Raw genomic sequence first — 22854 nt, 5'->3', positions numbered from 1 at the left:
TTAAGTGCATTTCAGAAGATTCACATTTGCACTGACCAGTTCTTTCATATATATTATAGAACTGTGACCACTAACAGCATTAGGATTATTGAGGTGTTACCATTGTATAGAAACCTAAAAATTGTGGCTGCGGTAACAACGCTGATGATGGTCTTCGTTCAAATCGGCGGTGCCCTGGTTACGAAATCAGGCTCTGCCGAAGGATGCGGACAATCCTGGCCCCTGTGTCATGGCCGTCTTATACCAAGCGACTGGCCGATCGAAACAATTATTGAACTTGCCCATAGAGGCGTATCAGGTCTCGCGATAATTTTAGTCGGTGTATTAAGCTATATGGTTCTAAAGCTGATCCCTCACAAGAGAGAAACCAAATTTCTCGTCGGATTAAGCGTTGGCTTCATTCTTGCACAGGCTTTGATTGGCGCTGCAGCAGTGATGTGGGGACAGAACGACTTTATCCTTGCAGCACATTTCGGAATATCTTTAATCAGCTTCGCGTCAGTATTTCTACTCACTCTGCTCGTTTTTGAAGTTGATACAAAATTTGAAGCACGTAACTTGGTCATCGGACCATTTCTCAGGCACAATACGATTTTCCTGACGATATATATATACTTGGTTGTCTACAGCGGTGCGCTCGTCAGACACACTGAGTCATCCCTTGCATGTTTAAGCTGGCCGCATTGTCAGCCTGGACAATTATGGGCGTTAGACTTCTATCAATGGGTGCAGATGGGCCATCGTGCCCTGGCAGGTATAGTCGTCATCTGGATTTTCATCATTATGATTCATGCGATAAAACATTATGGTCAATACCGGGTGATAAGAAATGGCTGGATCATAGCATTTGCACTCGTTTTATTACAGGCAACAACAGGTATGCTGAGTGTACTTACTCTAGTAAATATATTTGTCGCTCTGCTCCATGCACTATTCATTACGCTCTTGTTCGGTTTATTATGTTATTTCATAATGCTGCTTTCAAGAACAAAATAAAAATAACGGTCTCATTTTGATATGAGACCGTTATTTTTATTTTTTATTTTTCAACAACCATCATTAAGTCCAGGGATTCTACAGAATCACCAGCCTCTACAAACACTTCGGATACTTTGCCGTCAAATGGTGCTTTCACGGAGTTCTCCATCTTCATCGCTTCTGTAATGATGATGATATCACCTTTTTTGAAGGAGTCACCCTCTTTAAATTTAATTGCACTGACTGTACCAGGCATCTGGGCACCAATTTGCCCGATATCTGTGGAATCTGCTTTACGCAGTCTGGCAACTTTGGATTCTACATTATCATCTTTAATGTACACTTTTCTTGGGAATCCATTAAGCTCGAAATACATCCAGCGGTAGCCATCTTCATGAACATGGCCGATGGATAACAAGTTGACGATGAGCGTCTTCCCTTTATCAATTTCAATCTCAAGAATTTCATTCTTTCTCATGCCGAACAGGAATGTCGGTGTATCCAGAACTTCAACGTTTCCAAATCTTTGGTTCGTTTTCAGAAATTCCTTATACACTTTAGGATAGAGCGCATATGACAGCAGGTCTTTGTCTGTAACGTCATGTTCACAGAACTCGGACAATTCTTCTTTCAACTCTAGGAAATCTACAGGCTTAAGCACTTTACCTGCCCGTTCCGTCAGCGGTTCTGTACCTTTTAATACCGTCTTTTGCAGTTCTTCATCAAACCCTTTGACCGGTCTGCCGATTTCCCCTTTAAAGAAGCTGACTACGGAGTCGGGGAAGTCCAGATGTGCACCGCGTGAAATGACACTCTTCTCATCCAGATCGTTCTGCACCATGAACAATGCCATATCGCCGACGACTTTGGATGAAGGTGTCACTTTGACGATGTCACCGAACATCATGTTCACTCTTTGATACATTTTTTTGACTTCGCCGTAACGATCGCCCAGACCAAGGGACCTTGCCTGACTGAGCAGGTTGGAATACTGGCCACCCGGCATTTCATGCTTATAAATTTCTGTGTGTGGACTCTTGATGTCACTTTCAAAGTCAGCATAGTATTTTCTTACATCTTCCCAATATTCGCTGAGTCGTTCCAGCCCGTCGACATCGGCACGGATCTGTCTGCCATTGCCTGATTGAGCATAGTACAGGCTGTTCGCACTTGGTTGTGAAGTGAGACCACTGAGTGCACCCAGTGCAGTATCAACAACGTCCACACCCGCTTCAATCGCTTTGCTGTACATCATGATGCCGTTACCGCTTGTATCATGGGAATGCAGATGGATAGGAATATCAACTGTCGCTTTAAGCTCACCGATCAGCTCATAGGCGGCCTGCGGCTTAAGCAGTCCGGCCATGTCTTTGATTGCCAGAATGTGAACACCCATTGATTCAAGTTCTTTTGCCATTTTCTTGTAGTAATCCAGCGTATAGACGTCAGAGCGTTCAGGATCAAGTATGTCACCTGTGTAACAAATTGCACCTTCAGCCACTTTGCCGGTTTTTAATACTGTTTCAATCGGCTGCTTCATCGCTTCGAGCCAATTCAGTGAGTCGAATATTCTGAACACATCAATTCCTGACTCTGCACTTTGCTGCACGAATTTCTCAACGACGTTATCCGGATAATTTTTATATCCGACCGCATTGGAGGAACGGAGCAGCATTTGGAACAGTACGTTCGGAATTTCTTTCCTCAATGTTTCCAAACGTCTCCAAGGATCTTCTTTCAGGAAGTTGTAAGCAACGTCAAACGTCGCTCCGCCCCACATCTCAAGTGAGAACGCATCTTTTAGATCATGCGCAGTATATGGTGCAATCTTCTTCATGTCATAGGTACGCATTCTTGTAGTTAGTAATGACTGGTGGGCATCTCGCATCGTTGTATCCGTAATGAGCGCATCATCCTGCTCTTTCAGCCATTTCATCAATCCTTCAGGTCCTTCACGGTCCAGAATCTGCTTCGTTCCGTCTTCAATTACAGGTGTGTAATCCGGAATTCTCGGCTTCTCGAATACTGGTTTGTCACGCTTATCAACACCTGGGAAACCATTGACTGTAATCGTTGAGATATACTCAAGCGTCTTCGTTCCTCTATCCTTCGGTTTTTCAAACACGAACAGCGATGGCGTTGTATCGATAAATTTTGTAGAATAATCCCCTTTACGGAAACTCTCATCGCCGATGACATTTGCCAGGAACTGAAGGTTTGTCTTGATTCCGCGGATTCTCATTTCTTTTAAACTGCGGATCATTTTATCGTTTGCTTCTTTGTAAGTTAAACCATGTGTGGACAATTTGACGAGCAGAGAGTCATAGTAAGGTGAAATGACTGCGCCCTGGAAGCCATCACCTGCATCTGTACGCACGCCGAAACCGCCTGCGGAACGATATGCCATAATTTCACCTGTATCCGGCATAAAGTCATTGAGCGGGTCTTCCGTTGTAATACGGCACTGTACTGCATAGCCCATAAGCGGGATGTTTTTCTGCTGCGGCATGTTTATGACTTCACCGAACAAAGTATTGCCATCCGCAATCTGAATTTGAGTTCTTACAATATCAACACCCGTTATCATTTCAGTAATTGTGTGCTCCACCTGAACTCTCGGGTTTACCTCGATAAAATAAAACTCGTCGCCGGAAACCAGAAATTCAACTGTCCCTGCGTTTACATACCCGACTTTCTGGGACATATCTTTAGCTGCTTCACAGATCTTTTCACGCAATTCTTCCGTTAATCCGACCGAAGGCGCAACTTCGACTACCTTCTGATGTCTCCGTTGTACAGAACAATCCCTTTCATATAAGTGAACGACATTCCCTTCATGGTCACCTAAAATCTGTACTTCGATATGTTTCGGCCGGTCGATGTATTTCTCAATGTATACTTCACTGTTGCCGAATGATTTTCCTGCTTCACTTTTGGCCCGTTCATAGCTGTCTTTTAAATTATCGTCCTCTGTAACAATACGCATCCCTTTTCCGCCGCCGCCGGAAATCGCTTTGATGATGATTGGATAACCATGCTCCTCGATAAATGCTTCAACTTCTTCGTAGGATTCAACCGCACTGTCTGTACCCGGGATGACCGGAAGGCCTGTCGACAGCGCTGTTTCACGCGCTTTTACTTTATCACCGAACATATCCAGGTGTCTCAGTTCAGGACCGACGAAAATAATGCCTTCTTCCTCACAGCGTTTTGCAAATTCTTTATTTTCACTTAAAAATCCGTAGCCTGGATGTATTGCATCCACTCCGGCATTTTTGGCAACTTTTATAATTGCCTCGATATTGAGGTAGCTTTCTGTCGGAGAAAGATCTTCTCCTACCAGATATGCTTCATCTGCTTTATATCTATGTAAAGCCCCTTTATCTTCATTACTGTAAATAGCCACCGTTGTAATATTGAGCTCGGTACAGGCACGGAAGATACGAATAGCAATCTCACCGCGATTGGCTACCATTAGCTTATTTATTTTATTCATGTAAATCCCCCTTCCACATAATTAGTAATTATAATAAATATTCAGAATTTATACAATAATATTCCCCATATTCTTTACTTTTTACCAATGAAAGCGTTTCCTAATGGATCAGACATGCCAAAATAAAAATAAAAACCGTTTATTCCATGAATAAACGGCCCTAACTATAAAGGATGCTTTTAGCTTTCATATTTGCCTGCCTGCGCAAATGTGATTCCAGCGCAGTTTTCATCTTGTCACTTTCCGTCTCCACGGTCAGCGGTTTCTTTAAGCTTTCTTCCAATATGGAGATCCACGGGGTCCGCTTCATGTCCAGTCCCGCCATCATATCCACGTGCTTTTTCAGTCTGTGCTTTTCAAACCACCCAAGTTTGAACCGCTTCGAATGGACATCATGCTGTAAGTCCAGGTAGTTTTTATTGAGCAGATATCCCCTTACCTGAAGTTCGTATTCGAGAGGAAAGACATAAGTATCAATGTAGGTTTTTAAAAGTTCCGAAATTGCTTCATCATCAAATGTTTTTCTGCTGCTGATGTCATTTATCATTCCTTTTAAAGTCCCAAGCGCCTCTTCAAGCTTTTCCTCAAGCTTTGATATCATTTCAACATGTTCTTTCAACGGGATGTATTCACTGTACTGTGTTCCCACCTTCTCGAAAACTTTCACTAATTTAAGCACACTTTTATCGGTCCGATAACGGTCTTTTAAATGAAATTCTTCTTTCAGAAGCTTTTGCACTTCATCCAAGATTATTTTTTGGCTCAATGCCGTTGCGGCGAGCTTTCCATTGGTAATTTTTTTATTTGAAACCACCGCGACTTTCACTATCTGTCCCGCTGCATCTTTTAAATTAATAAAACCAAATACATGATTGTTATTGCGATAAGCCAGACTGCTTTCAAATGCCTGTAAATTCGGTTCAACGGGTTTACCATCAATCCGGAGCTTCCTGCCCTGTACTTCGATTTCCATAAAACTTCCTTCTTCCTGCAAAAAAACAGCCCATATTTCATGGACTGTCCGCTAAATTATCAAATATAAAATGCTATACACCGGCTCTTTCAGCAATTTTTTCCTTCTTGACGTGCTTTGCCGATATAATCAGTAATCCGATAGCAATTGAAATACTTAAGAACGATGATCCCCCATAGCTGAGCATTGGTAATGGAACACCAGTCAGTGGAATCAGTTTGGAAATACCGCCAAGGTTTACAAACAGCTGGAAAGAAATGTATATTGCCACACCCATACAGATAAGACTGTAGAACTTATCTTGGGAAATCGCAGCGTATCTCAACGCTTTGATAACAATAATCAGATACAGTGAGAGGATTACAATAACGCCGATCAACCCAAGCTCTTCAGCAGTGACAGCAAAGATAAAGTCCGTGTGTGGTTCGGGAAGATAGCCAAGTTTCATGACACCATTCCCCAGACCCGTGCCGGATATCCCACCGTGGGAAATGGAGACCAGCGCATTAGTGAGCTGATACCCTGTGCCCGTCGGATCGTTGAATGGATGCAGGAACGTATCGATACGTGCTTGCTGGTGCGGAGATAGAATACTCCCCTTGATCATATAAATGATGACACCGACTACGCCGGCCGCCAACGAAAGTGCGCCGCCGACCTTGAACAGGAAACGCATAGGAATACCTGAATATATGAAGATACCCAGTATGATTCCGATGATCACCAGGCCGGTCCCGAAGTCGTTGGATATAACGAGCATCGTACATATTCCGATGAAGCCCACCGGAGCAAGGTGCCCCCACTCCAACTGCTTCAGCCGGTTTTTTTTACGGTCATATATATAAGATAAATACAGTATCGTCACTATTTTGAAAAATTCTGAGGTCTGGAAATTGAATCCGGCAAGTCTGATCCAGTTCCTTTCACCATTCACCTCGGTTCCGAAAATCACTGTAAAAATAAGTAACACAAAAATCCCGGCGGTCGCCAGCATTTGGAAGTATTTATTCCTCAGAAATTCACCTGACATGAAATATGCCATTATGAAAACCACTATGTAACCCAATATCATCGATATCAGCTGTCTCACATAGTAATGATTCGGATTTCCCCCGGTAATCCCTTCACTTTTTGAAGCAATCACCATGCTGGCGCTGTAAATCATCACCAGTCCGATCAAACTTAGCAGAACATATGTAATGACAATAGTGAAATCCACATACTTTGAATACACTTTAACGTAATTGAAGAAGTCTTTTATGAATGTCAAACTAATCCCTCATTTAAAAAAAGTCTAAAGATCAATCTCTTTAGACTCTATTCTCATCTCTCATATATGCATCATGTACTTTGGAAACTTCTTGTTCAAGCCGCTCCAAAAGTTCATGCCCAACTACTGGATCAATTAATCCGAGTCTGGAAGCGAAGTGCACTTCTTTGGACAGGCCATACATTTGTGTGTCTAAAACCTCTTCATAGACAGGACACTGGGGCATCGTTAAATTGTCCATCTGAACCTCGATGAGCTGGACAATTTTCTCCGCGTCCTTCTCGAGCTGCTCATACGCCTGTTTACTTAATTCTTCTTTACTGGACACGAAAATATCCCCTTTCCTAGAACTCTCTATAAAATTCTATATCACAAAAGCCAAAAAAGCAAGTAAATACAGAGTCCACAAAACTACAATTGTCATTTATTTTCATTCTGAAAGTCTGTTATAATTAGACCGTAAGGAGAGAAGATAATGATTATACAAATATTAGGTAATGTCCGCTATCAAATCACACTCGATCCATCCACATGGATATTCGACGACCGTAAAGAAGAACTGGAAAATGTTCTTGCGAAAGAATCAGATGATGTTGAGATTAAGTTCGAAGACTCAAAGGAATGGAACCGTCAGATCATTGAAGGCACAACAAAGCCACCAACTCTGAAGACCGAGAAGAAATTCAAGAAGAAGGATCTGCTTGAAGGTACATTCGTTATTTGTCTCGAACCGTTTTTGGAGTATACAGAACCAGAACGCGGCGAAGATGCCATGATCATATTTACATATGATGACGGTGAGGCAATCGTACCGTACAGGGACCGCGCAAAAATCTATGCCCATTTCAGCCAGGACGGCAAACGCCTCTATGACGACGGCATGGTGGATATTCTGATCATCAAAGACGGTGAAATCGAACAAAAACTTATACACGTCACAGGAATCAAGTTTGATTAATTTAATATTGGATTGCAACGGGGACAGTATATTGTATGCTGTCCCGTTTTTTATGGAAAATGCCTTATCTGTATCATCAGCGGTTTCATAGTTATGTTTGAATACTTCTGTATCAGATTTCGCATAAAAAAACACCCCACTGCCGTGAGGTGTTTTTAATATATCATTTGCTGGAGGTTTTAATGTTCCCCGCTTTTCGCTCCCGATGAAGTCTAAAACGGTACAATCCCAAAACGATTGCTGCTACAATCAGACTTTCCGCCACAGGCAGGAACGCTCCAAAGAATGTCAGCATAATGCAGCCGACAAACATGACGATATATATAACTACGTTTTGCCAAAGTTTTATCTTTCTGGCAAATCCAAGAACGTACACAATTATACAAAGTAAATAAATTGTGATGAATAAATACCACATGCCCGCCTGCGGGTTGGTATCCAAACCAAAGATTCTACCGAAAAATGTCAAGCGTTCTGTGACGTTAACATTCATCAAGACTGGGAGAAACAATTAGACTCACTCCACTTCAAGGTTGAACTTATTTTGCTTTTGCGATTTTTCGCGTTCGCTTTTTCCAAGAATCTGTTTTCTCATACGCACAGTTTCCGGTGTCACTTCCACTAATTCATCTCCATTGATGAATTCAAGCGCCTCTTCAAGTGTCATTACTCTTGGTTTTTTCATTGTTGTCGTTTGTTCTTTTGTTGCTGAACGAATATTGTTGGCAGCTTTCACTTTTGTAATATTGACTGTAAGGTCGTTATCACGTGTGTTCTGTCCGACAATCATGCCTTCATAAACTTCTGTGCCCGGCTCCATGAAGTTTTCACCGCGGCCTTCCAGCTGAAGGATTGCATAAGTGGATGCGGCACCTTTATCCATGGATACAAGTACGCCGTTGTGGCGGCCGCCGATACGTCCTTTGAACAGAGGACGATAATCTTCAAATGTATGGTTCATTATACCATAACCGCGTGTCATGGACATGAACTCAGTACGGTAGCCGATGAGTCCTCTGGCAGGGATATCGAACTGGATACGCGTCTGTCCGTTACCAGTGTTCACCATATCGACCATTTCGCCTTTTCTTTGTCCCATGGATTCGATTACGCTGCCTGCGTGTTCTTCAGGGACATCGACACGCACACGTTCATACGGTTCACATTTGACGCCGTCCACTTCTTTAATGATGACTTCGGGCTTGGAAACCTGAAGCTCGAATCCTTCCCGTCTCATATTCTCAACGAGAATGGAAAGGTGAAGTTCACCACGTCCGGATACTCTCCATGAATCTGGACGGTCTGTTTCATCAACACGGAGTGATACGTCTGTTTCCAGCTGCTGGGCAAGGCGCTCTTCTATTTGACGCGCTGTCACAAATTTACCTTCCCGGCCTGCAAAAGGAGAGTTGTTGACAGAGAATGTCATCTGTAATGTCGGCTCATCGATATGAAGTACCGGCAGTGCTTCCTGATGATCGATAGGCGTTACTGTCTCCCCGACGTTGATATCTTCCATGCCGCTGACGGCGATTAGATCTCCGGCCTTGGCACTTTCGATTTCCAATCTGTTCAGACCGAAGTAACCAAATAATTTCGTCACTCGGAAGTTTTTAACCGAGCCATCCTTTTTCATGAGTGCTACCTGCTGGCCGACTTTTATTTCGCCGCGGAATACACGTCCAATTCCAATACGTCCAACATAATCATTATAGTCAAGCAGTGCAATCTGGAATTGCAGAGGCTCGTCACTGTTATCGATCGGAGCAGGTACGTGTTCAATGATCATGTCATAGATTGACTCCATGTTTTCATCCTGCTGATCCGGATCAAGACTTGCAGTACCTTTGATTGCCGAAGCATAGGCAACCGGGAATTCAAGCTGTTCGTCATTGGCTTCGAGCTCGATGAACAGTTCCAATACTTCATCGACAACTTCTGCCGGACGGGCTGACTCTTTATCAATCTTGTTTAGAACAACCAGGGGCTTCAGATTCTGTTCAAGTGCTTTTTTCAGCACGAAACGTGTCTGGGGCATAGTGCCTTCATATGCATCGACAACAAGGATGACACCATCAACCATTTTCATGATCCGTTCCACTTCGCCGCCGAAGTCAGCGTGTCCCGGTGTATCTAGTATGTTTATTCTTGTATCTTTATAGTTTATAGCAGTATTCTTTGCAAGTATTGTAATACCACGTTCACGCTCAATGTCATTTGAGTCCATTGCACGGTCTTCAACATGCTCATTTTCACGGAACATACCGGACTGCTTCAACAGCTCATCTACAAGTGTCGTTTTACCATGGTCTACGTGTGCGATAATTGCAATATTTCGGATATCATTTCTGGAATTCATCAAGACTTTCCCTTCGTTTTTAGAATAAATCCTTCATAACTTAACTATTGTATCACAACTTACACTATATTTACACCCCTTGAATGACGTAAATCTTGTTCTAAACGCGGATGAATTATGGTATAATATCGGCTGAAAGCACTTCGAAAAGGATGTGTAACCATGGCTGAAAAGAAATCAAAAGCAATTTTTGCGGTACTTGCGACACTTGCTGTTTTAATGATGATTGCTTTCTCTGTCTTCATTGCTGAAAGCATGCCGCTTATGGCAATTTTATCGGTCGCTGTCTTTATCGCTATATTCGGCGTCGGTTTTACTTTAAAGAAAAAGTACAGAGAGAACGGTTGGCTATAAATTACAAATATTGAATAGTTGATTCCAGTTTGGAAGGATTATATGGAACAGTACGCTGTTTTCCTGTAATCCTTCTTTTTTTGCATCAATTTTTAAACTTTTGCATTTTGACCACAATTCACTTCCGGGTAACAATAACTGTAATCTAAAATACAGGAGTGATTGCAGTGAGAGATAAAAATGAAAAATTGAAAGTGTATGAATTTTTATATAACCGCCTCCCCTTCTCCGAGAATGAAAAACAGGAATTCAAAGCGATGCAGCGGATGGAAAAACTGGAAGCCAAATTTGAACACCAGCTATCAAAAATCAAGACACATAATATGAGAATATATTGGCATACTGAAATACTGGTCGACAGTGACTATGAAATCATCAACGTTCTCATCGTGACAGATTACTGTTATTACTTATTTGTGCTTCATGAGCTTGAGGGTGAATACTATATCAATCCATTCAATATCCTCTGCCATTCAGATCACAAGGCAGTCCTTGATTTAAACCGAAGCGAACGCATATACGATATGTTCCGGGAACAGCTCATCGATGAAGGAGAATACCAGCGTCCGATCATTATAAAATACGTGATGATGAACAGTGAATTCAAGATAAAGGGAAGACGCTCCGAACTGTTCCTCGATGCCAAAAACCTGCCATATTACTTAAAAGCCATTGAGCACTCCGCAGTCATCAGAAAAAAGAACCATCACCCGGCCTCTACAAAATTATAAATAAATACAGGCATTACACTATAAACATGGAAAACTGCAAAAAAGGTATAAAATGTACGGATTGCCACTCATTTGATATGCAAATACTGAGCAGTCGCCTGTTTATGTGTGATTCCTGCGGAGCCGTGGTGGGACTTAAGCAAGAGATTGCCAGTTATTTTTCTCTATACACTAAAATCATACCCGATGAAGTCTATACGAGACGCGATATTAAAGAACATCTTAAAATTGAATTGACCGAATACACGCTGCAGAAAATAATAAAGTCCAACTTCAAAAAGTTGGACAATAAACAGCGTATATATTATTTTTCACCGTGAGCTTTTCTGTGACGGCTGACAAACGTTTCATCATTGATAAAGTATTTCTGCAATTCCTCATGGATCGCAGGATTCCCCGCAAGCACGCTGTCTTTTTTAAGAATATCTATTTCTTCACCAAGCATGTTCGTTGTCACACCGCCCGCTTCAGATAGAATGATCATGCCGCCTGCGTAATCCCAGGGATGCAGACGAAAGAACAATGCCCCGCTGACAATTCCCTGCGCCGTATTCGCCAGATCCAGAGCTGCAGAGCCATACGAACGCGTGCTCCGCGCATCCTTCACCACTTTAGTAAAAGCGGCTCCGATCTCGTCCTTAATCACCCAGTTCGAGTTCAGACAGACCAGGGACTGCGCAAGTTTTGTGTTTTCAACCGGCTTGAGACGGACGTCATTTTTATATGCGCCATCTCCTGCGTGTGCATGGAAAAGATTATCGTTCATAACGTCTAATATCAAACCGCAGTAAGGTTCACCATCGATGTACACACCAATGGAAATGGCAAAGTTCTGTAATTGATGCACGAAATTCAATGTACCATCAATCGGGTCAACAATCCATAAGACACCTTCTGTATCGTTTATGTCTGTTCCGTGACCTTCTTCACCAATGATTCTGTGATTCGGATATTTTTCTAGAATCCGGTCGTATATAAATGCTTCGGTCTCATGGTCGACATCAGTAACCAGGTCATTCGGATCCATTTTTGCGTCTATTTTAAAGTCCTGGAGCATTCTTTTTCTGACAAATGCACCAGCATCGTTGATCAGATGTTTTCCAAACTCGTAAATTTCCATAAAAGTCCACCTCAAATGTTTGATTGCCATCATTAGTTATTCTATCATATGAACTACAGAGTCACTAAAGTAAAGCGTTTTTAGGAATACCCATAATTTAGATTCCCCCTCTCAGGATAATCCAGGGGGGGGGAAGTTATGTTACTGTGGCTCGTATCAAGTTTTTATTTAATGTATTTTTAATTGCATTGATATCCCGGTCGTGTTCGGTATAATATTCAGTGCTTGTCCTTTTTCTGATGTTCAACGGTTTCCCCCACTATCGTGGCCGCATGTTGAACAGGTCTGTGACGTATTGTCGGAACAAACCCGATGAAGCGTTTCCCATACCGGTCATATTCATATTCCAAAGTCGTTCTGAACTGACGACCCTTGATAAGTAATGTTTTGAAAGGAGCAGTAAAATGCCAAAATACCATTTTACAGATAATGATTTTAAAGTGTTCGACATAGACGGTCTTGAATCCAGGATGGACGCCCTCAAGTCGAACATACGTCCCAAGCTTGAGAACCTGGGTGAACATTTCAGTGAATACCTGACTGAGCTTACAGGCGAGGAACAGTTTGCTCATGTTGCAAAACATGCCCGCAGGACGACTAATCCGCCAGATGATACATGGGTGAGCTTTAGTACAAATCCACGCGGCTATAAGATGATGCCGCACTTCCAGATCGGCCTGTTCGGAGACCATGCCTTCTGCATGTACGGTGTGATATATGAATCTCCCGATAAAAAGACAGCTGCAGATAAATGGCTCGGGAATTTTGAATTGTTTCGAGAATTCCCTCAAAGCTATCAAGTGTCCCTGGATCATATGAAACCAGCTAAAACACCGCTCGAAGACATGAGTGATGAAGATTTGGAAGTTGGTCTCATCCGCCTTAAAAATGTCAAAAAAGGTGAATTCCTTGTTGGTAAAGTATATCAACCGGACGACGAAGCCTTTCAAAGTGACGAAGTATTCGTCAAAGATTTGGAAGCAGTAATGGATAGACTCGTCAAACTGTATTGATAAATGTATCGCCGGATCCATGTGATCCGGTTTTTTCATGCAACAAAAACCCGCCACCTGACTGGTGACGGGCATAAATTCCAATCACATCCCGTCTCATTTTATTTTTGAAAATTAAAATGAGAGGGCTGCGTGGGACTGTTCGGGTTTCAACTGATTTGCGAGCGACTGAATATGGGCGAGCTTGCCGATATCCAAATTGCCGCCGCTGACGATTACTCCACAATGTCTGGATTTGATTTGATCATTATGGGACAATAATCCCGCGAATGCAGCTGCTCCGGCACCTTCGACTAATGACTTTCCACGTTCAAGCATATTAACCATGGCGTCTGCAATTTCTGCTTCACTTACTGTTATCACATCATCAACATAGTTATTGATAAGCGGCAATGTATTTTCGCCCGGCTGTTTCACAGCTATGCCTTCTGCAATAGTGGAGACTTTACCCAGCTTTTGAACGATTCCCTTGTGATATGCCGTATGCATTGCAGGGGCAGCAGCAGCCTGTACTCCGATGATTTTGATGTCCGGATTCACTGCTTTGGCTCCAACAGCAATACCGCTGATGAGTCCGCCGCCTCCGATCGGTACAATGATTGTATCGATCCTTTTTTCCTGCTGAAGCAATTCGAGTGCAATCGTACCTTGTCCTGCCATGATGTCATAATCATCGAAAGGATGGACATATGTGGCGCCGCATTTCTCCTGTTGCTTAAGCGACGCCTCATAAGCTTCCTGGAAACTTTCTCCAGTGAGTACAACTTCGGCGCCATATCCTCTCGTTGCCTGTACTTTCGATTCAGGTGTGGACTCTGCCATATATATCGTCGCTTTGGCATTAAGTTTATAGGCTGCCAATGCGAGTCCCTGTGCGTGGTTGCCGGCGGAGGCGGTAATTACACCGCGATCCAGCTGTGCACGTGAAAGACGCATGAGTTTGTAGCTTGCTCCTCTGAATTTGAAAGCTCCGGTTTTTTGCTGGTTCTCCATTTTGAAATAGACATTTTTGTCTGTGCGCAGATTCGTTGTAGCTGATGTACGTAACGGTGTTTGATGGACAACATGATCCAAACGCTTCCAGGCGTCATGGACTAATCCACCAGTCAGGAAATCCCCATGTAGGTCACACTCCTTGATTAATTTTTTGGATTTAAAATTTATATTCATTTGAAAATCCCGGCATCGGCGAGGGGTGTCACAACTTTCGGTTGCTTAGCCTCATATTCTGCAATTTTGTCGTCCAGTAATAAAGTCAATGCAATATCGTCCCAACCATTCAAAACCTTTTCCTTATGGTAAACGGGGATATCAAAAGAAACAACAGTTCCATTCTCATCGACAATTTCCTGATTTTTCAAATCTACATGCAAGTTATAATTGCCGTCTTCCGACTTTTCCATCCATTCTTTGATCTGGGCTTCATCAGCTTTGATCAGGATGATGCCATTTTTAAATGCATTGTTATAAAAAATATCAGCATAGCTTGGTGCGATAATCACTCTGAATCCATAATCCAGAAGCGCCCATGGGGCATGCTCCCGGGAGGAACCACAGCCGAAGTTTTCACCGGCCAGGAGAACGGATGCACCTTTAAACTTCTCATCATCCATTTCAAATCCTTCACGTCTGTTTCCATCATCATCAAACCGCCAGTTGTGAAATACGAACTGACCGAAGCCAGTGCGTTCGACGCGTTTTAAAAACTGTTTAGGGATAATCTGATCGGTATCCACGTTGCTTCTGTCCAGTGGAAAAACTTTCCCAGTGTGTTCACTTATTGCTTCCATTTTTTTCTCCTCCTAACTCGGCACTCCGGCTTTAAATTTTCTTACATCTGTAAATGTACCTTCTATTGCAGCGACTGCCGCCATTTCAGGACTCACAAGATGCGTTCGCGACCCCGAACCCTGGCGTCCTTCGAAATTACGGTTTGAAGTGGATGCACAGCGGCCGCCTGCGGGAACGACATCATCGTTCATCGCAAGACACATGCTGCATCCTGACTCTCTCCATTCAAATCCTGCATCCTTAAACACCTGATCAATACCAAGCTCTTCCGCCTGCAGTTTAACACTGAAGGATCCAGGAACAACGATTGCACGGACACCGTCTTTGACTCTATGACCCTTTACGATATCTGCTGCATTTTGCAGGTCGGGTAATCTGGAGTTGGTGCATGAACCGATGAATACATGGTCGATTTCAATGGAAGAAATCGGCTGATTTTCTTCAAGTCCCATATATTCCAATGCTCTTCTGATTTCGTCTTTATTTTCAACACTATCAAGTGATGGTGTTGCTGCACTGATTGGAACGACCATACTTGGATTTGTGCCCCAGGATACCTGCGGTTCCACTTCCGTTGCATCAATTTCAAGAGTCATGTCATATTCAGCATCTTCATCTGAAGCAAGATTCAGCCATTCTTTTGCGAGTGCGTCATAAGCTTCACCTTCAGGCACATACTCACGGCCTCTGAGGAATTCAACCGTCGTCTCATCCGGACTGATCAGACCCGCTCGCGCACCGCCTTCGATGGACATATTGCATACTGTCATGCGGCCTTCCATTGACAGGCTTCTAATCGCTTCACCAGTATATTCGATAACGTGTCCCGTCCCGAATTTCACTCCGAACTTCGAGATGATGGCCAAAATCAGATCTTTTGCAGTCACGCCAGGCTCAAGATTACCGTTGACTTTGACATTCATCGTTTTTGGTTCCGACTGCATCAATGTCTGTGTAGCAAGCACGTGTTCCACTTCACTTGTACCGATACCGAATGCAAGGGCACCGAATGCACCGTGCGTTGAAGTGTGGCTGTCTCCACAAACAATTGTTTTACCCGGCTGTGTCAGACCAAGCTGCGGTCCGATGACATGTACAATCCCCTGATCCGGGTGGTACATGTCTGCCAGTTTGACTCCAAAATCTGCACAGTTTTTCCGCAGTGTTTCCATCTGTTTTTTAGAAATCTCGTCTTTGATGACTTCTCTGTTTTTCGTAGGCACGTTGTGATCCATCGTTGCATAAGTCAAATCCGGACGACGCACTTTACGATTATTCAGACGAAGACCTTCAAACGCCTGGGGTGAGGTCACTTCATGAACAAGATGCTGGTCGATATAAATCAAATCCGGCTTATCCGCTTCACTATGCACTATATGCTTTTCCCAAATTTTCTCAATAATTGTTTTTCCCATATTCATACACCTTTTCCTTACATATACGAACTGCAAATTGCATTTGAAATGCTCTTTGTTGAAAAATTTTCAATGACCTTTTCCGCCATATCCTGAGTACCGACAATTTTACCTTTTTTCAGATCAAGGTCCACAGTATGGAATCCGCCCTCCAGGGTTTCATTCACTGCACGCTCTATTTCTGCTGCTTCCTCTTCCATTCCGAATGAATGGCGGAGCATCATCGCTGCTGAAAGAATCATGCCCAGCGGGTTCGCGATATCCTGTCCCGCGATATCGGGCGCCGAACCATGAACCGGTTCGTAAAGCCCCACGCCGTCTGTACGAAGGCTTGCAGAAGGCAGCATTCCAAGTGAGCCGGTAAGCACCGAGGCTTCGTCGCTTAAAATATCACCGAACAGGTTTTCAGTGACAATCACATCAAACTGCCTCGGGTTCGTGATCAGTTTCATTGCTGCTGCATCTACAAGCAGATGCTCTACAGTCACTTCCGGATAATCCTTCGCCTTTTCATTGACTACTTCTCTCCACATTCTGCTGGACTCAAGAACGTTTGCTTTATCAACGGATGTAAGGTGCCCGGATCTCATCCGTGCCGCTTCAAATCCTTTTTCGACGATTCTTTCGATTTCCGCGCGTGTGTATTGCAGTGTATCGACAACCGAGTTGCCCTCATCTCTTCTTTCACTCGGTGTACCAAAATAAAGGCCGCCGGTGAGTTCACGTACGATGAGAATATCGCAGCCGTCAACGATTTCTGTTTTTAGAGGAGAGGAATGTACGAGTGAGCTGAATCCTGTGACCGGACGTAAGTTTGCAAACAGTCCCAATGACTTGCGAATGCCGAGAAGCCCTCTCTCAGGTCTTTTGCGGGGTTCCACATCATCCCATTTGGGTCCGCCAACTGCTCCGAGTAATACAGCATCTGCACTGTTGCATGCTTTCACTGTTTCCTCCGGCAGCGGCGTACCATAGCGGTCAATCGCATCTCCGCCGATTGCATGCTCATGAAAAACAAATTCGTGATGGTACTCGCCCGCCACAGCATTGAGCACTGCTTTGGCACCTTCCATAATTTCCTGTCCAACGCCGTCACCCGGCAACATAATAATTTGCTTTCTCATCTGAACCCCTCCATCCAAAAATTTTATCCGTTGACTACTTCTGTCTCTTTAGCGGCCTTCGCCTTAATAAGAGATCTATTCACTGCATTGATATACGCATTGGCAGAAGCTTCGATGACATCCTGTGCTGTACCGCGTCCATTGACTGTTTCTCCGTTGACCGACAGCTGTACATGGGATTCTGCAAGCGCATCTTTCCCGCCGCCGACCGAATTGAGCTGGTAATCCAGCAGGCTGAGTTCTGCATCAATGAGCTGCTGGATTGTTTTATACAACGCTTCGACACTCCCGTTCCCCGTCGCTGCGGTCTGCACCGTTTCACCTTCAGGTGTTTTAAGCGAAACAGTCGCCGTCGTAATATTTGCTGTGCCGTAGTTCACCTGGAAATTTTCCAGTGTGTATTTATTGACCGCTGAGTGCTCGGTTTTCGTTTCCATTATCAGCGTGTAGATATCGTCGTCCGTGACTTCCCTTTTATGATCCGTCAGTTCTTTGAAGCGCTTGAACGTGGCTTTGATTTCTTCATCCGTCATCTCTACGCCAAACTCTTTGATTTTATCTTTAAATGCATGTTTTCCGGAATGTTTTCCCATGAACAGCGTATTTGATGATACACCGACGAGTTCCGGTGTAATGATTTCGTATGTTTCTGCATTTTTCAATACGCCATCCTGATGGATGCCTGCTTCATGGGCGTAGGCATTCCTGCCGATGATCGCCTTGTTTGCCTGTACATACATACCTGAAAGTTTTGCGATCAGGTCGCTTGTCCGTTTGATCTCGTTAAGTTTAAGACCTGTTTCGTAGCTGTACCGGTCGGAACGGATGTGCAGGGCAACCGCCACTTCTTCCAGCGCAACATTGCCTGCACGTTCGCCGATTCCGTTGATTGTTCCTTCAACCTGTGTCGCACCGTTTTCAATTGCTGCGATCGTGTTTGCCGCTGCAAGTCCAAGGTCATTATGGCAATGGCAGGACAGGTCGGCCCTGTCGATGTTCGGTACATTTTCCTTCATAAACTTGAACATGCGGCCGTATTCGTCGGGTGTTGTATACCCCACTGTGTCCGGAAGATTGATCACCGTCGCACCGACATCGATGACCTGTTCGATGATCTGTGCCATGAATTCCCAGTCGGAACGGGTCGCATCTTCTGCGGACCATTCCACTTCCTTGAACCTCTCTTTGGCGTATTTGACCATATCCACCGATTGCTGAATCACCTGTTCAGGCTTCATTTTCAGTTTGTATTCCATGTGGATCGGAGAAGTTGCCAGGAAAATATGAATTCTTGGGCTTGGAGTATTTTTCAACGCTTCCCATGCTCTGTCTATATCTTCTTTTCTTGTACGTGCAAGTGCCGTCACTGATACGTTCTTGATCGTATCAGCGATCAGCTTCACTGCCTGGAAGTCTCCTTCCGAAGATGCCGGAAACCCCGCTTCCATCACATCAACACCCAGTTTTTCCAGCTGTTTTGCGATTTCAAGCTTTTCCATTTTATTAAGGTTGACCCCGGGGGATTGTTCACCATCCCGAAGTGTAGTATCGAAGATCCTAATTCGTGACATGAACATTCCCTTCTTTCTTTTTGTCATTGACCGGCTGTTTGACAAAAGGCATCAACTCGCGCAGGTCCTGACCCACTTTAGTGATTGGATGCTGATATTCTTTATTGTTGATTGCATTATATTGTGGACGGCCTGCCTGGTTTTCAAGAATCCATCCTTTGGCGAATTCACCGTTTTGGATTTCTGTAAGCACTTCTTTCATGCGTGCTTTCGTTTCGTCATTGACTACGCGCGGCCCGGATACGAAGTCACCCCACTGAGCTGTGTCGGAGATGGAATAGCGCATGTTCTCCATTCCACCTTCGTACATAAGGTCAACGATGAGTTTCATCTCGTGCAGGCATTCGAAGTACGCAACTTCCGGCTGGTATCCGGCATCAGTAAGTGTTTCGAAACCGGCTTTTACGAGGCTCGTGAGTCCGCCGCAGAGTACCGCCTGCTCACCGAATAGGTCTGTTTCCGTTTCTTCCTGGAATGAAGTTTCAAGAACACCGGCTCTGGCTGCTCCGATACCTGCTGCGTAAGCCATTGCCACGTCTGTCGCATTGCCTGTTACATTCTGGAATACACCGTATAGTGCAGGAACGCCCGCTTCTTCTTCATATGTTCTGCGTACAAGATGTCCCGGTCCTTTAGGTGCTACCAGGAACACGTCAACATCTTCTCTTGGAACCACTTGGTTGAAGTGGATGTTAAAGCCATGTGCGAATGCCAGAGCACTGCCTGATTTCAAGTTATCTTTGATGCTTTCCTCGTAAACCTTCGGCTGGTTTTCATCCGGAAGGAGAACCATAGTAACATCCGCTTCCGCTACTGCTTCAGCAACTGATTTTGCGTCAAAGCCATCTTCTGCGGCTTTGTCCTGGGATTTCCCCGGGCGAAGGCCGACTACTACATCATAACCGCTGTCACGGAGATTCTGTGCATGTGCGTGTCCCTGTGATCCGTAACCTACGATTGCGATCTTTTTACCTTCGAGTGCCTCTTTGTTGATGTCTTTGTCATAAAATACTTTTGTCATTATAAATCTTCCTTCCATTATTTGAGTGTTTGTTTTTAGTTTCTTATATATAATAAATTCAATTGTTCCTGCGTTAAATACTTATCGTCCCTATGTCCTGGAGCTGTTTGGGCTGCTTTCCACGTCGGAAAGCCGTCACCCCGGTTCTTTTGAGTTCTATGATGCCGTAGGGCTGAAGCAAATCGACAAGCGCTTCAATCTTATCCGGCTTGCCTGTCACTTCAATGATCATGCTGTCCCGTGATATATCAAGCACTCTTGCCCTGAATGGTTCAATGGCACCCTGTATTTCAGAGCGGTTTGCATTTGTGCTGCCTACTTTAATCAGTGCAAGCTCCCGGGCAACAATCGAATAGTCGGTAATATCATTGACTTTCAGTACATCGATCTGTTTGTTCAGCTGTTTTGTCAGTTGTTCAATTTTGCTTTCATCTGGCACATCAACGACGAATGTCATTTTGGAAATGCCTTCGACTTCTGATGTACCGACTGTAATGCTGTCAATATTGAATGCTCTTTTGGAGAGCATCCCTGTAATCCTGTTCAGGACACCGCTTGAATTTTGGACGGTAGCAGTGATTATTCTTCGCATTTTCTCACTCCTAACATTTCATGATTTCCTTTGCCTGGTGCAACCATCGGGAATACTTTATCCAGTTTCTGGACTCTTGCATCCACAAGTACCGGACCGTCGTAGGAAAAGACCTCTTTCATAACTGCAGGTACATCCGCTTCATTTGCGACTCTGATCCCTTTGATGCCGAAGCCTTCAGCCAGTTTTACAAAATCCGGATTCTCCGTCAGCAGAGACGAGGAATACCTTTCTTCATAAAAATCTTCCTGCCACTGTCTGACCATGCCCAGAGCCTCGTTATTAACGATGATGACCTTGATTGGCAGTTGATGCTGCTTGATGACTGCAAGTTCCTGCATCGTCATTTGGAAACCGCCGTCTCCGACAATGGATACCACTGTTTCCTCCGGACGGCCGAGCTGGGCGCCGATTGCTGCTGGAAGGCCGAACCCCATCGTTCCAAGTCCGCCCGATGTCACCCATTTATGCGGTTCATTGAATTGGTAGAACTGGGCTGCCCACATCTGATGCTGTCCCACATCCGTCGTTACGATGGCCTGTCCGTCTGATTCACGGTGCAGTTCTTCAATCAGCCACTGTGGTGAGATCAGATCATCTGAGCGTTTGAACCAGAATGGACTGCTTTTTTTATTGTCCATGACACTCTCGTACCAGGCAGTGCAATCTTCTTTTTCAATATCGATTTCAAGCAAGCCTTTCAGTGCTTCTTTTGCGTCTCCGACAACCGGTATTTTCGTTTCAACGTTTTTGCCGATTTCAGCCGGATCTATATCCACATGGGCCACTTTTGCGTTCGGTGCGAAGTGCTGAAGTGCACCGGTCAGCCTGTCGTCGAATCTCGCGCCGATATTGATGAGCAGGTCCGCTTCGTATATCGCCATGTTGGCGGCAAATGAACCGTGCATGCCTGCCATGCCGAGTGCCTGTTCATGCTGTCCCGGGAAGCTTCCCAGACCGAGCAATGTGGTTGTGACCGGCAGGCTGTACTTTTCAGCAAACTCGAGAAGTTCTTTATTCGCGTCTGCAAAATGAATACCGGCGCCGGCAAGCAGTACGGGCCGTTTGGCTGTTGCCAGTGCCTCGGCCAATCTTCTGATCTGGAGCGGGTTCGGCTTGATAGTCGGCTGGTATCCCGGAAGATGGAAATCCTTTTCGAAACTTTCATCGGAAATTTCCTGAGCGATGTTTTTCGGGATATCCACAACGACCGGCCCCGGCCGCCCTGTTGATGCGATATGGAATGCTTCATTTATAATCCTTGGCAATTCTTTTAAGTCTGTCACCTGGTAATTGTGCTTGGTGATTGGTGTCGTGATTCCGATAACATCCGCTTCCTGGAAAGCGTCGGATCCAATCACTGCAGTGGATACCTGGCCGGTAAAGACGACTACCGGCAGTGAATCCATCATTGCATCCGTAATGCCCGTAACCAAGTTTGTCGCTCCCGGGCCGGAAGTGGCAATGACGACACCAGGCTTACCTGTGACTCTTGCATATCCTTCAGCTGCATGGATGAGGCCCTGTTCATGTCTGCACATTATGTGCTGGAATGGTGCCTGAGCGCGATGCAGCGCGTCGTAAATCGGAAGCACGGCACCACCTGGGTAACCGAACACTGTATCGACGTTCTGTTCCACCAGGGACTCGATAAACAAATCCGCCCCGGTTCTAAGCTTCTGTTTCTGCTCTTCAATTTTCATTTCAGTTTCTGTTTGAGTTTTCATTACCACTTACCTCCTTATAGTTCACGCGAGTCCTTTGGGTACGGCCTGCGGAAAGCTTTTTGGTACAAAAAAATGACTCTTCTCTCCCTAAAGACACTCACTCTGATGTAAGTATCAATATGGGGAGAAAAGAGTCACCTTTCACGGTACCACCCAAATCTGCATGCGCCTTGCGGCGGATGCCTCACGAACTGCAGCCTGCAGTTCTTTTTGGTAACGGGTGATGGATCACCCGGCTCGGCCTATTCGATGGAATCATCTTTCAGTCCGGCACTCAGGGTCGAGATATAAGACTTTGGCTAATCCCGGGTTCCAGCATTTCCGGGTCTCTGGTAATTGCCATTGGCGTCTATACGTTCCC

At 44.5% G+C, this 22854-nt stretch carries 20 protein-coding genes; 5 read left to right on the top strand and 15 right to left on the bottom strand.

From position 1 onward, the window contains the following. The first annotated feature begins 102 nt into the window (after positions 1-102). Positions 103-996, top strand: coding sequence for a COX15/CtaA family protein (locus ACKRAT_RS04865; protein ID WP_411843975.1), 894 nt, complete (start codon positions 103-105; stop codon positions 994-996). 43 nt (positions 997-1039) lie between these two features. Here ACKRAT_RS04865 and ACKRAT_RS04860 read toward each other — a convergent pair whose 3' ends face one another. The 4 genes from ACKRAT_RS04860 to ACKRAT_RS04845 form a co-directional block, all read right to left on the bottom strand. Beyond that, entirely contained in the window at positions 1040-4474 is a 3435-nt protein-coding gene (locus ACKRAT_RS04860) for a pyruvate carboxylase (protein ID WP_411843974.1), read from the bottom strand. Between the two features lie 160 nt (positions 4475-4634). After that, a complete protein-coding gene (locus ACKRAT_RS04855) occupies positions 4635-5447 on the bottom strand; it encodes a hypothetical protein (RefSeq protein ID WP_411843973.1) in 813 nt (270 codons plus the stop codon). A 73-nt stretch (positions 5448-5520) separates the two neighbouring features. Then, entirely contained in the window at positions 5521-6717 is a 1197-nt protein-coding gene (locus tag ACKRAT_RS04850) for an FtsW/RodA/SpoVE family cell cycle protein (RefSeq protein ID WP_411843972.1), read from the bottom strand. A gap of 40 nt (positions 6718-6757) precedes the next feature. Continuing rightward, entirely contained in the window at positions 6758-7045 is a 288-nt protein-coding gene (locus tag ACKRAT_RS04845; protein WP_411843971.1) for a DUF1507 family protein, read from the bottom strand. A 147-nt stretch (positions 7046-7192) separates the two neighbouring features. Between ACKRAT_RS04845 and ACKRAT_RS04840 the strand changes: the two genes are divergently transcribed. Beyond that, complete coding sequence (locus ACKRAT_RS04840) at positions 7193-7675, top strand: hypothetical protein (protein WP_411843970.1); 483 nt, start codon at positions 7193-7195, stop codon at positions 7673-7675. Positions 7676-7838: 163 nt separating this feature from the next. Here ACKRAT_RS04840 and ACKRAT_RS04835 read toward each other — a convergent pair whose 3' ends face one another. Both ACKRAT_RS04835 and typA read right to left on the bottom strand, forming a co-directional pair. Then, a complete protein-coding gene (locus ACKRAT_RS04835) occupies positions 7839-8168 on the bottom strand; it encodes a YlaH-like family protein (protein WP_411844414.1) in 330 nt (109 codons plus the stop codon). A gap of 24 nt (positions 8169-8192) precedes the next feature. Further along, complete coding sequence (gene typA, locus ACKRAT_RS04830) at positions 8193-10037, bottom strand: translational GTPase TypA (RefSeq protein WP_411843969.1); 1845 nt, start codon at positions 10035-10037, stop codon at positions 8193-8195. A 159-nt stretch (positions 10038-10196) separates the two neighbouring features. Between typA and ACKRAT_RS04825 the strand changes: the two genes are divergently transcribed. Further along, positions 10197-10388 carry a DUF5325 family protein gene (locus ACKRAT_RS04825; RefSeq protein WP_411843968.1) on the top strand — a complete coding sequence of 64 codons (192 nt, stop codon included), beginning with the start codon at positions 10197-10199 and terminating at the stop codon, positions 10386-10388. Between the two features lie 167 nt (positions 10389-10555). After that, positions 10556-11119 (top strand): hypothetical protein, encoded by a 564-nt coding sequence (locus ACKRAT_RS04820; protein ID WP_411843967.1) that lies wholly within the window; start codon positions 10556-10558, stop codon positions 11117-11119. Between the two features lie 304 nt (positions 11120-11423). Here the strand turns inward: ACKRAT_RS04820 and ACKRAT_RS04815 are convergent, their stop codons facing one another. Further along, the gene (locus tag ACKRAT_RS04815) at positions 11424-12239 is read right to left on the bottom strand and encodes an inositol monophosphatase family protein (protein ID WP_411843966.1); all 816 of its coding nucleotides are present in this window, start codon (positions 12237-12239) and stop codon (positions 11424-11426) included. Positions 12240-12643: 404 nt separating this feature from the next. Between ACKRAT_RS04815 and ACKRAT_RS04810 the strand changes: the two genes are divergently transcribed. Further along, a complete protein-coding gene (locus ACKRAT_RS04810; RefSeq protein WP_411843965.1) occupies positions 12644-13252 on the top strand; it encodes a YktB family protein in 609 nt (202 codons plus the stop codon). Between the two features lie 114 nt (positions 13253-13366). Here ACKRAT_RS04810 and ACKRAT_RS04805 read toward each other — a convergent pair whose 3' ends face one another. The 8 genes from ACKRAT_RS04805 to ilvB are packed head-to-tail and all read right to left on the bottom strand — an operon-like array spanning position 13367 to position 22493. Beyond that, positions 13367-14422, bottom strand: coding sequence for a threonine/serine dehydratase (locus ACKRAT_RS04805; RefSeq protein ID WP_411843964.1), 1056 nt, complete (start codon positions 14420-14422; stop codon positions 13367-13369). Beyond that, positions 14419-15042 (bottom strand): 3-isopropylmalate dehydratase small subunit, encoded by a 624-nt coding sequence (leuD, locus tag ACKRAT_RS04800; RefSeq protein ID WP_411843963.1) that lies wholly within the window; start codon positions 15040-15042, stop codon positions 14419-14421. Before leuD ends, ACKRAT_RS04805 begins: the two co-directional genes overlap by 4 nt. Before the next feature lie 12 nt (positions 15043-15054). Further along, positions 15055-16458 carry a 3-isopropylmalate dehydratase large subunit gene (gene leuC, locus ACKRAT_RS04795; RefSeq protein ID WP_411843962.1) on the bottom strand — a complete coding sequence of 468 codons (1404 nt, stop codon included), beginning with the start codon at positions 16456-16458 and terminating at the stop codon, positions 15055-15057. Between the two features lie 17 nt (positions 16459-16475). Then, on the bottom strand, positions 16476-17582 hold the full coding sequence (gene leuB, locus ACKRAT_RS04790) for a 3-isopropylmalate dehydrogenase (protein ID WP_411843961.1): 1107 nt from the start codon (positions 17580-17582) through the stop codon (positions 16476-16478). Positions 17583-17605: 23 nt separating this feature from the next. Then, a complete protein-coding gene (locus ACKRAT_RS04785) occupies positions 17606-19153 on the bottom strand; it encodes a 2-isopropylmalate synthase (protein WP_411843960.1) in 1548 nt (515 codons plus the stop codon). Next, positions 19140-20192: a ketol-acid reductoisomerase gene (gene ilvC / locus ACKRAT_RS04780; protein WP_411843959.1), complete on the bottom strand. Its 1053-nt coding sequence runs from the start codon at positions 20190-20192 to the stop codon at positions 19140-19142. The genes ACKRAT_RS04785 and ilvC overlap by 14 nt, the downstream gene beginning before the upstream one ends. Before the next feature lie 55 nt (positions 20193-20247). Beyond that, the gene (gene ilvN, locus ACKRAT_RS04775; protein ID WP_411843958.1) at positions 20248-20766 is read right to left on the bottom strand and encodes an acetolactate synthase small subunit; all 519 of its coding nucleotides are present in this window, start codon (positions 20764-20766) and stop codon (positions 20248-20250) included. Then, positions 20754-22493: a biosynthetic-type acetolactate synthase large subunit gene (gene ilvB, locus ACKRAT_RS04770; RefSeq protein WP_411843957.1), complete on the bottom strand. Its 1740-nt coding sequence runs from the start codon at positions 22491-22493 to the stop codon at positions 20754-20756. Before ilvB ends, ilvN begins: the two co-directional genes overlap by 13 nt. Between the last annotated feature and the right edge of the window lie 361 nt (positions 22494-22854).

Source organism: Salinicoccus sp. HZC-1 (assembly GCF_046736035.1).
GTDB lineage: Bacteria > Bacillota > Bacilli > Staphylococcales > Salinicoccaceae > Salinicoccus.
This window is presented reverse-complemented; position numbering and strand designations above follow the sequence as displayed.

Bases quoted from the DNA above. Each gene is read 5' to 3' on its own strand.
- ACKRAT_RS04860 (WP_411843974.1), bottom strand. From the start codon at position 4,474: ATGAATAAAATAAATAAGCTAATGGTAGCCAATCGCGGTGAGATTGCT.
- ACKRAT_RS04855 (WP_411843973.1), bottom strand. From the start codon at position 5,447: ATGGAAATCGAAGTACAGGGCAGGAAGCTCCGGATTGATGGTAAACCC.
- ACKRAT_RS04840 (WP_411843970.1), top strand. From the start codon at position 7,193: ATGATTATACAAATATTAGGTAATGTCCGCTATCAAATCACACTCGAT.
- ACKRAT_RS04835 (WP_411844414.1), bottom strand. From the start codon at position 8,168: ATGAATGTTAACGTCACAGAACGCTTGACATTTTTCGGTAGAATCTTT.
- ACKRAT_RS04825 (WP_411843968.1), top strand. From the start codon at position 10,197: ATGGCTGAAAAGAAATCAAAAGCAATTTTTGCGGTACTTGCGACACTT.
- ACKRAT_RS04815 (WP_411843966.1), bottom strand. From the start codon at position 12,239: ATGGAAATTTACGAGTTTGGAAAACATCTGATCAACGATGCTGGTGCA.
- ACKRAT_RS04810 (WP_411843965.1), top strand. From the start codon at position 12,644: ATGCCAAAATACCATTTTACAGATAATGATTTTAAAGTGTTCGACATA.
- ACKRAT_RS04805 (WP_411843964.1), bottom strand. From the start codon at position 14,422: ATGAATATAAATTTTAAATCCAAAAAATTAATCAAGGAGTGTGACCTA.
- leuD (WP_411843963.1), bottom strand. From the start codon at position 15,042: ATGGAAGCAATAAGTGAACACACTGGGAAAGTTTTTCCACTGGACAGA.
- leuC (WP_411843962.1), bottom strand. From the start codon at position 16,458: ATGGGAAAAACAATTATTGAGAAAATTTGGGAAAAGCATATAGTGCAT.
- leuB (WP_411843961.1), bottom strand. From the start codon at position 17,582: ATGAGAAAGCAAATTATTATGTTGCCGGGTGACGGCGTTGGACAGGAA.
- ACKRAT_RS04785 (WP_411843960.1), bottom strand. From the start codon at position 19,153: ATGTCACGAATTAGGATCTTCGATACTACACTTCGGGATGGTGAACAA.
- ilvC (WP_411843959.1), bottom strand. From the start codon at position 20,192: ATGGAAGGAAGATTTATAATGACAAAAGTATTTTATGACAAAGACATC.
- ilvN (WP_411843958.1), bottom strand. From the start codon at position 20,766: ATGCGAAGAATAATCACTGCTACCGTCCAAAATTCAAGCGGTGTCCTG.
- ilvB (WP_411843957.1), bottom strand. From the start codon at position 22,493: ATGAAAACTCAAACAGAAACTGAAATGAAAATTGAAGAGCAGAAACAG.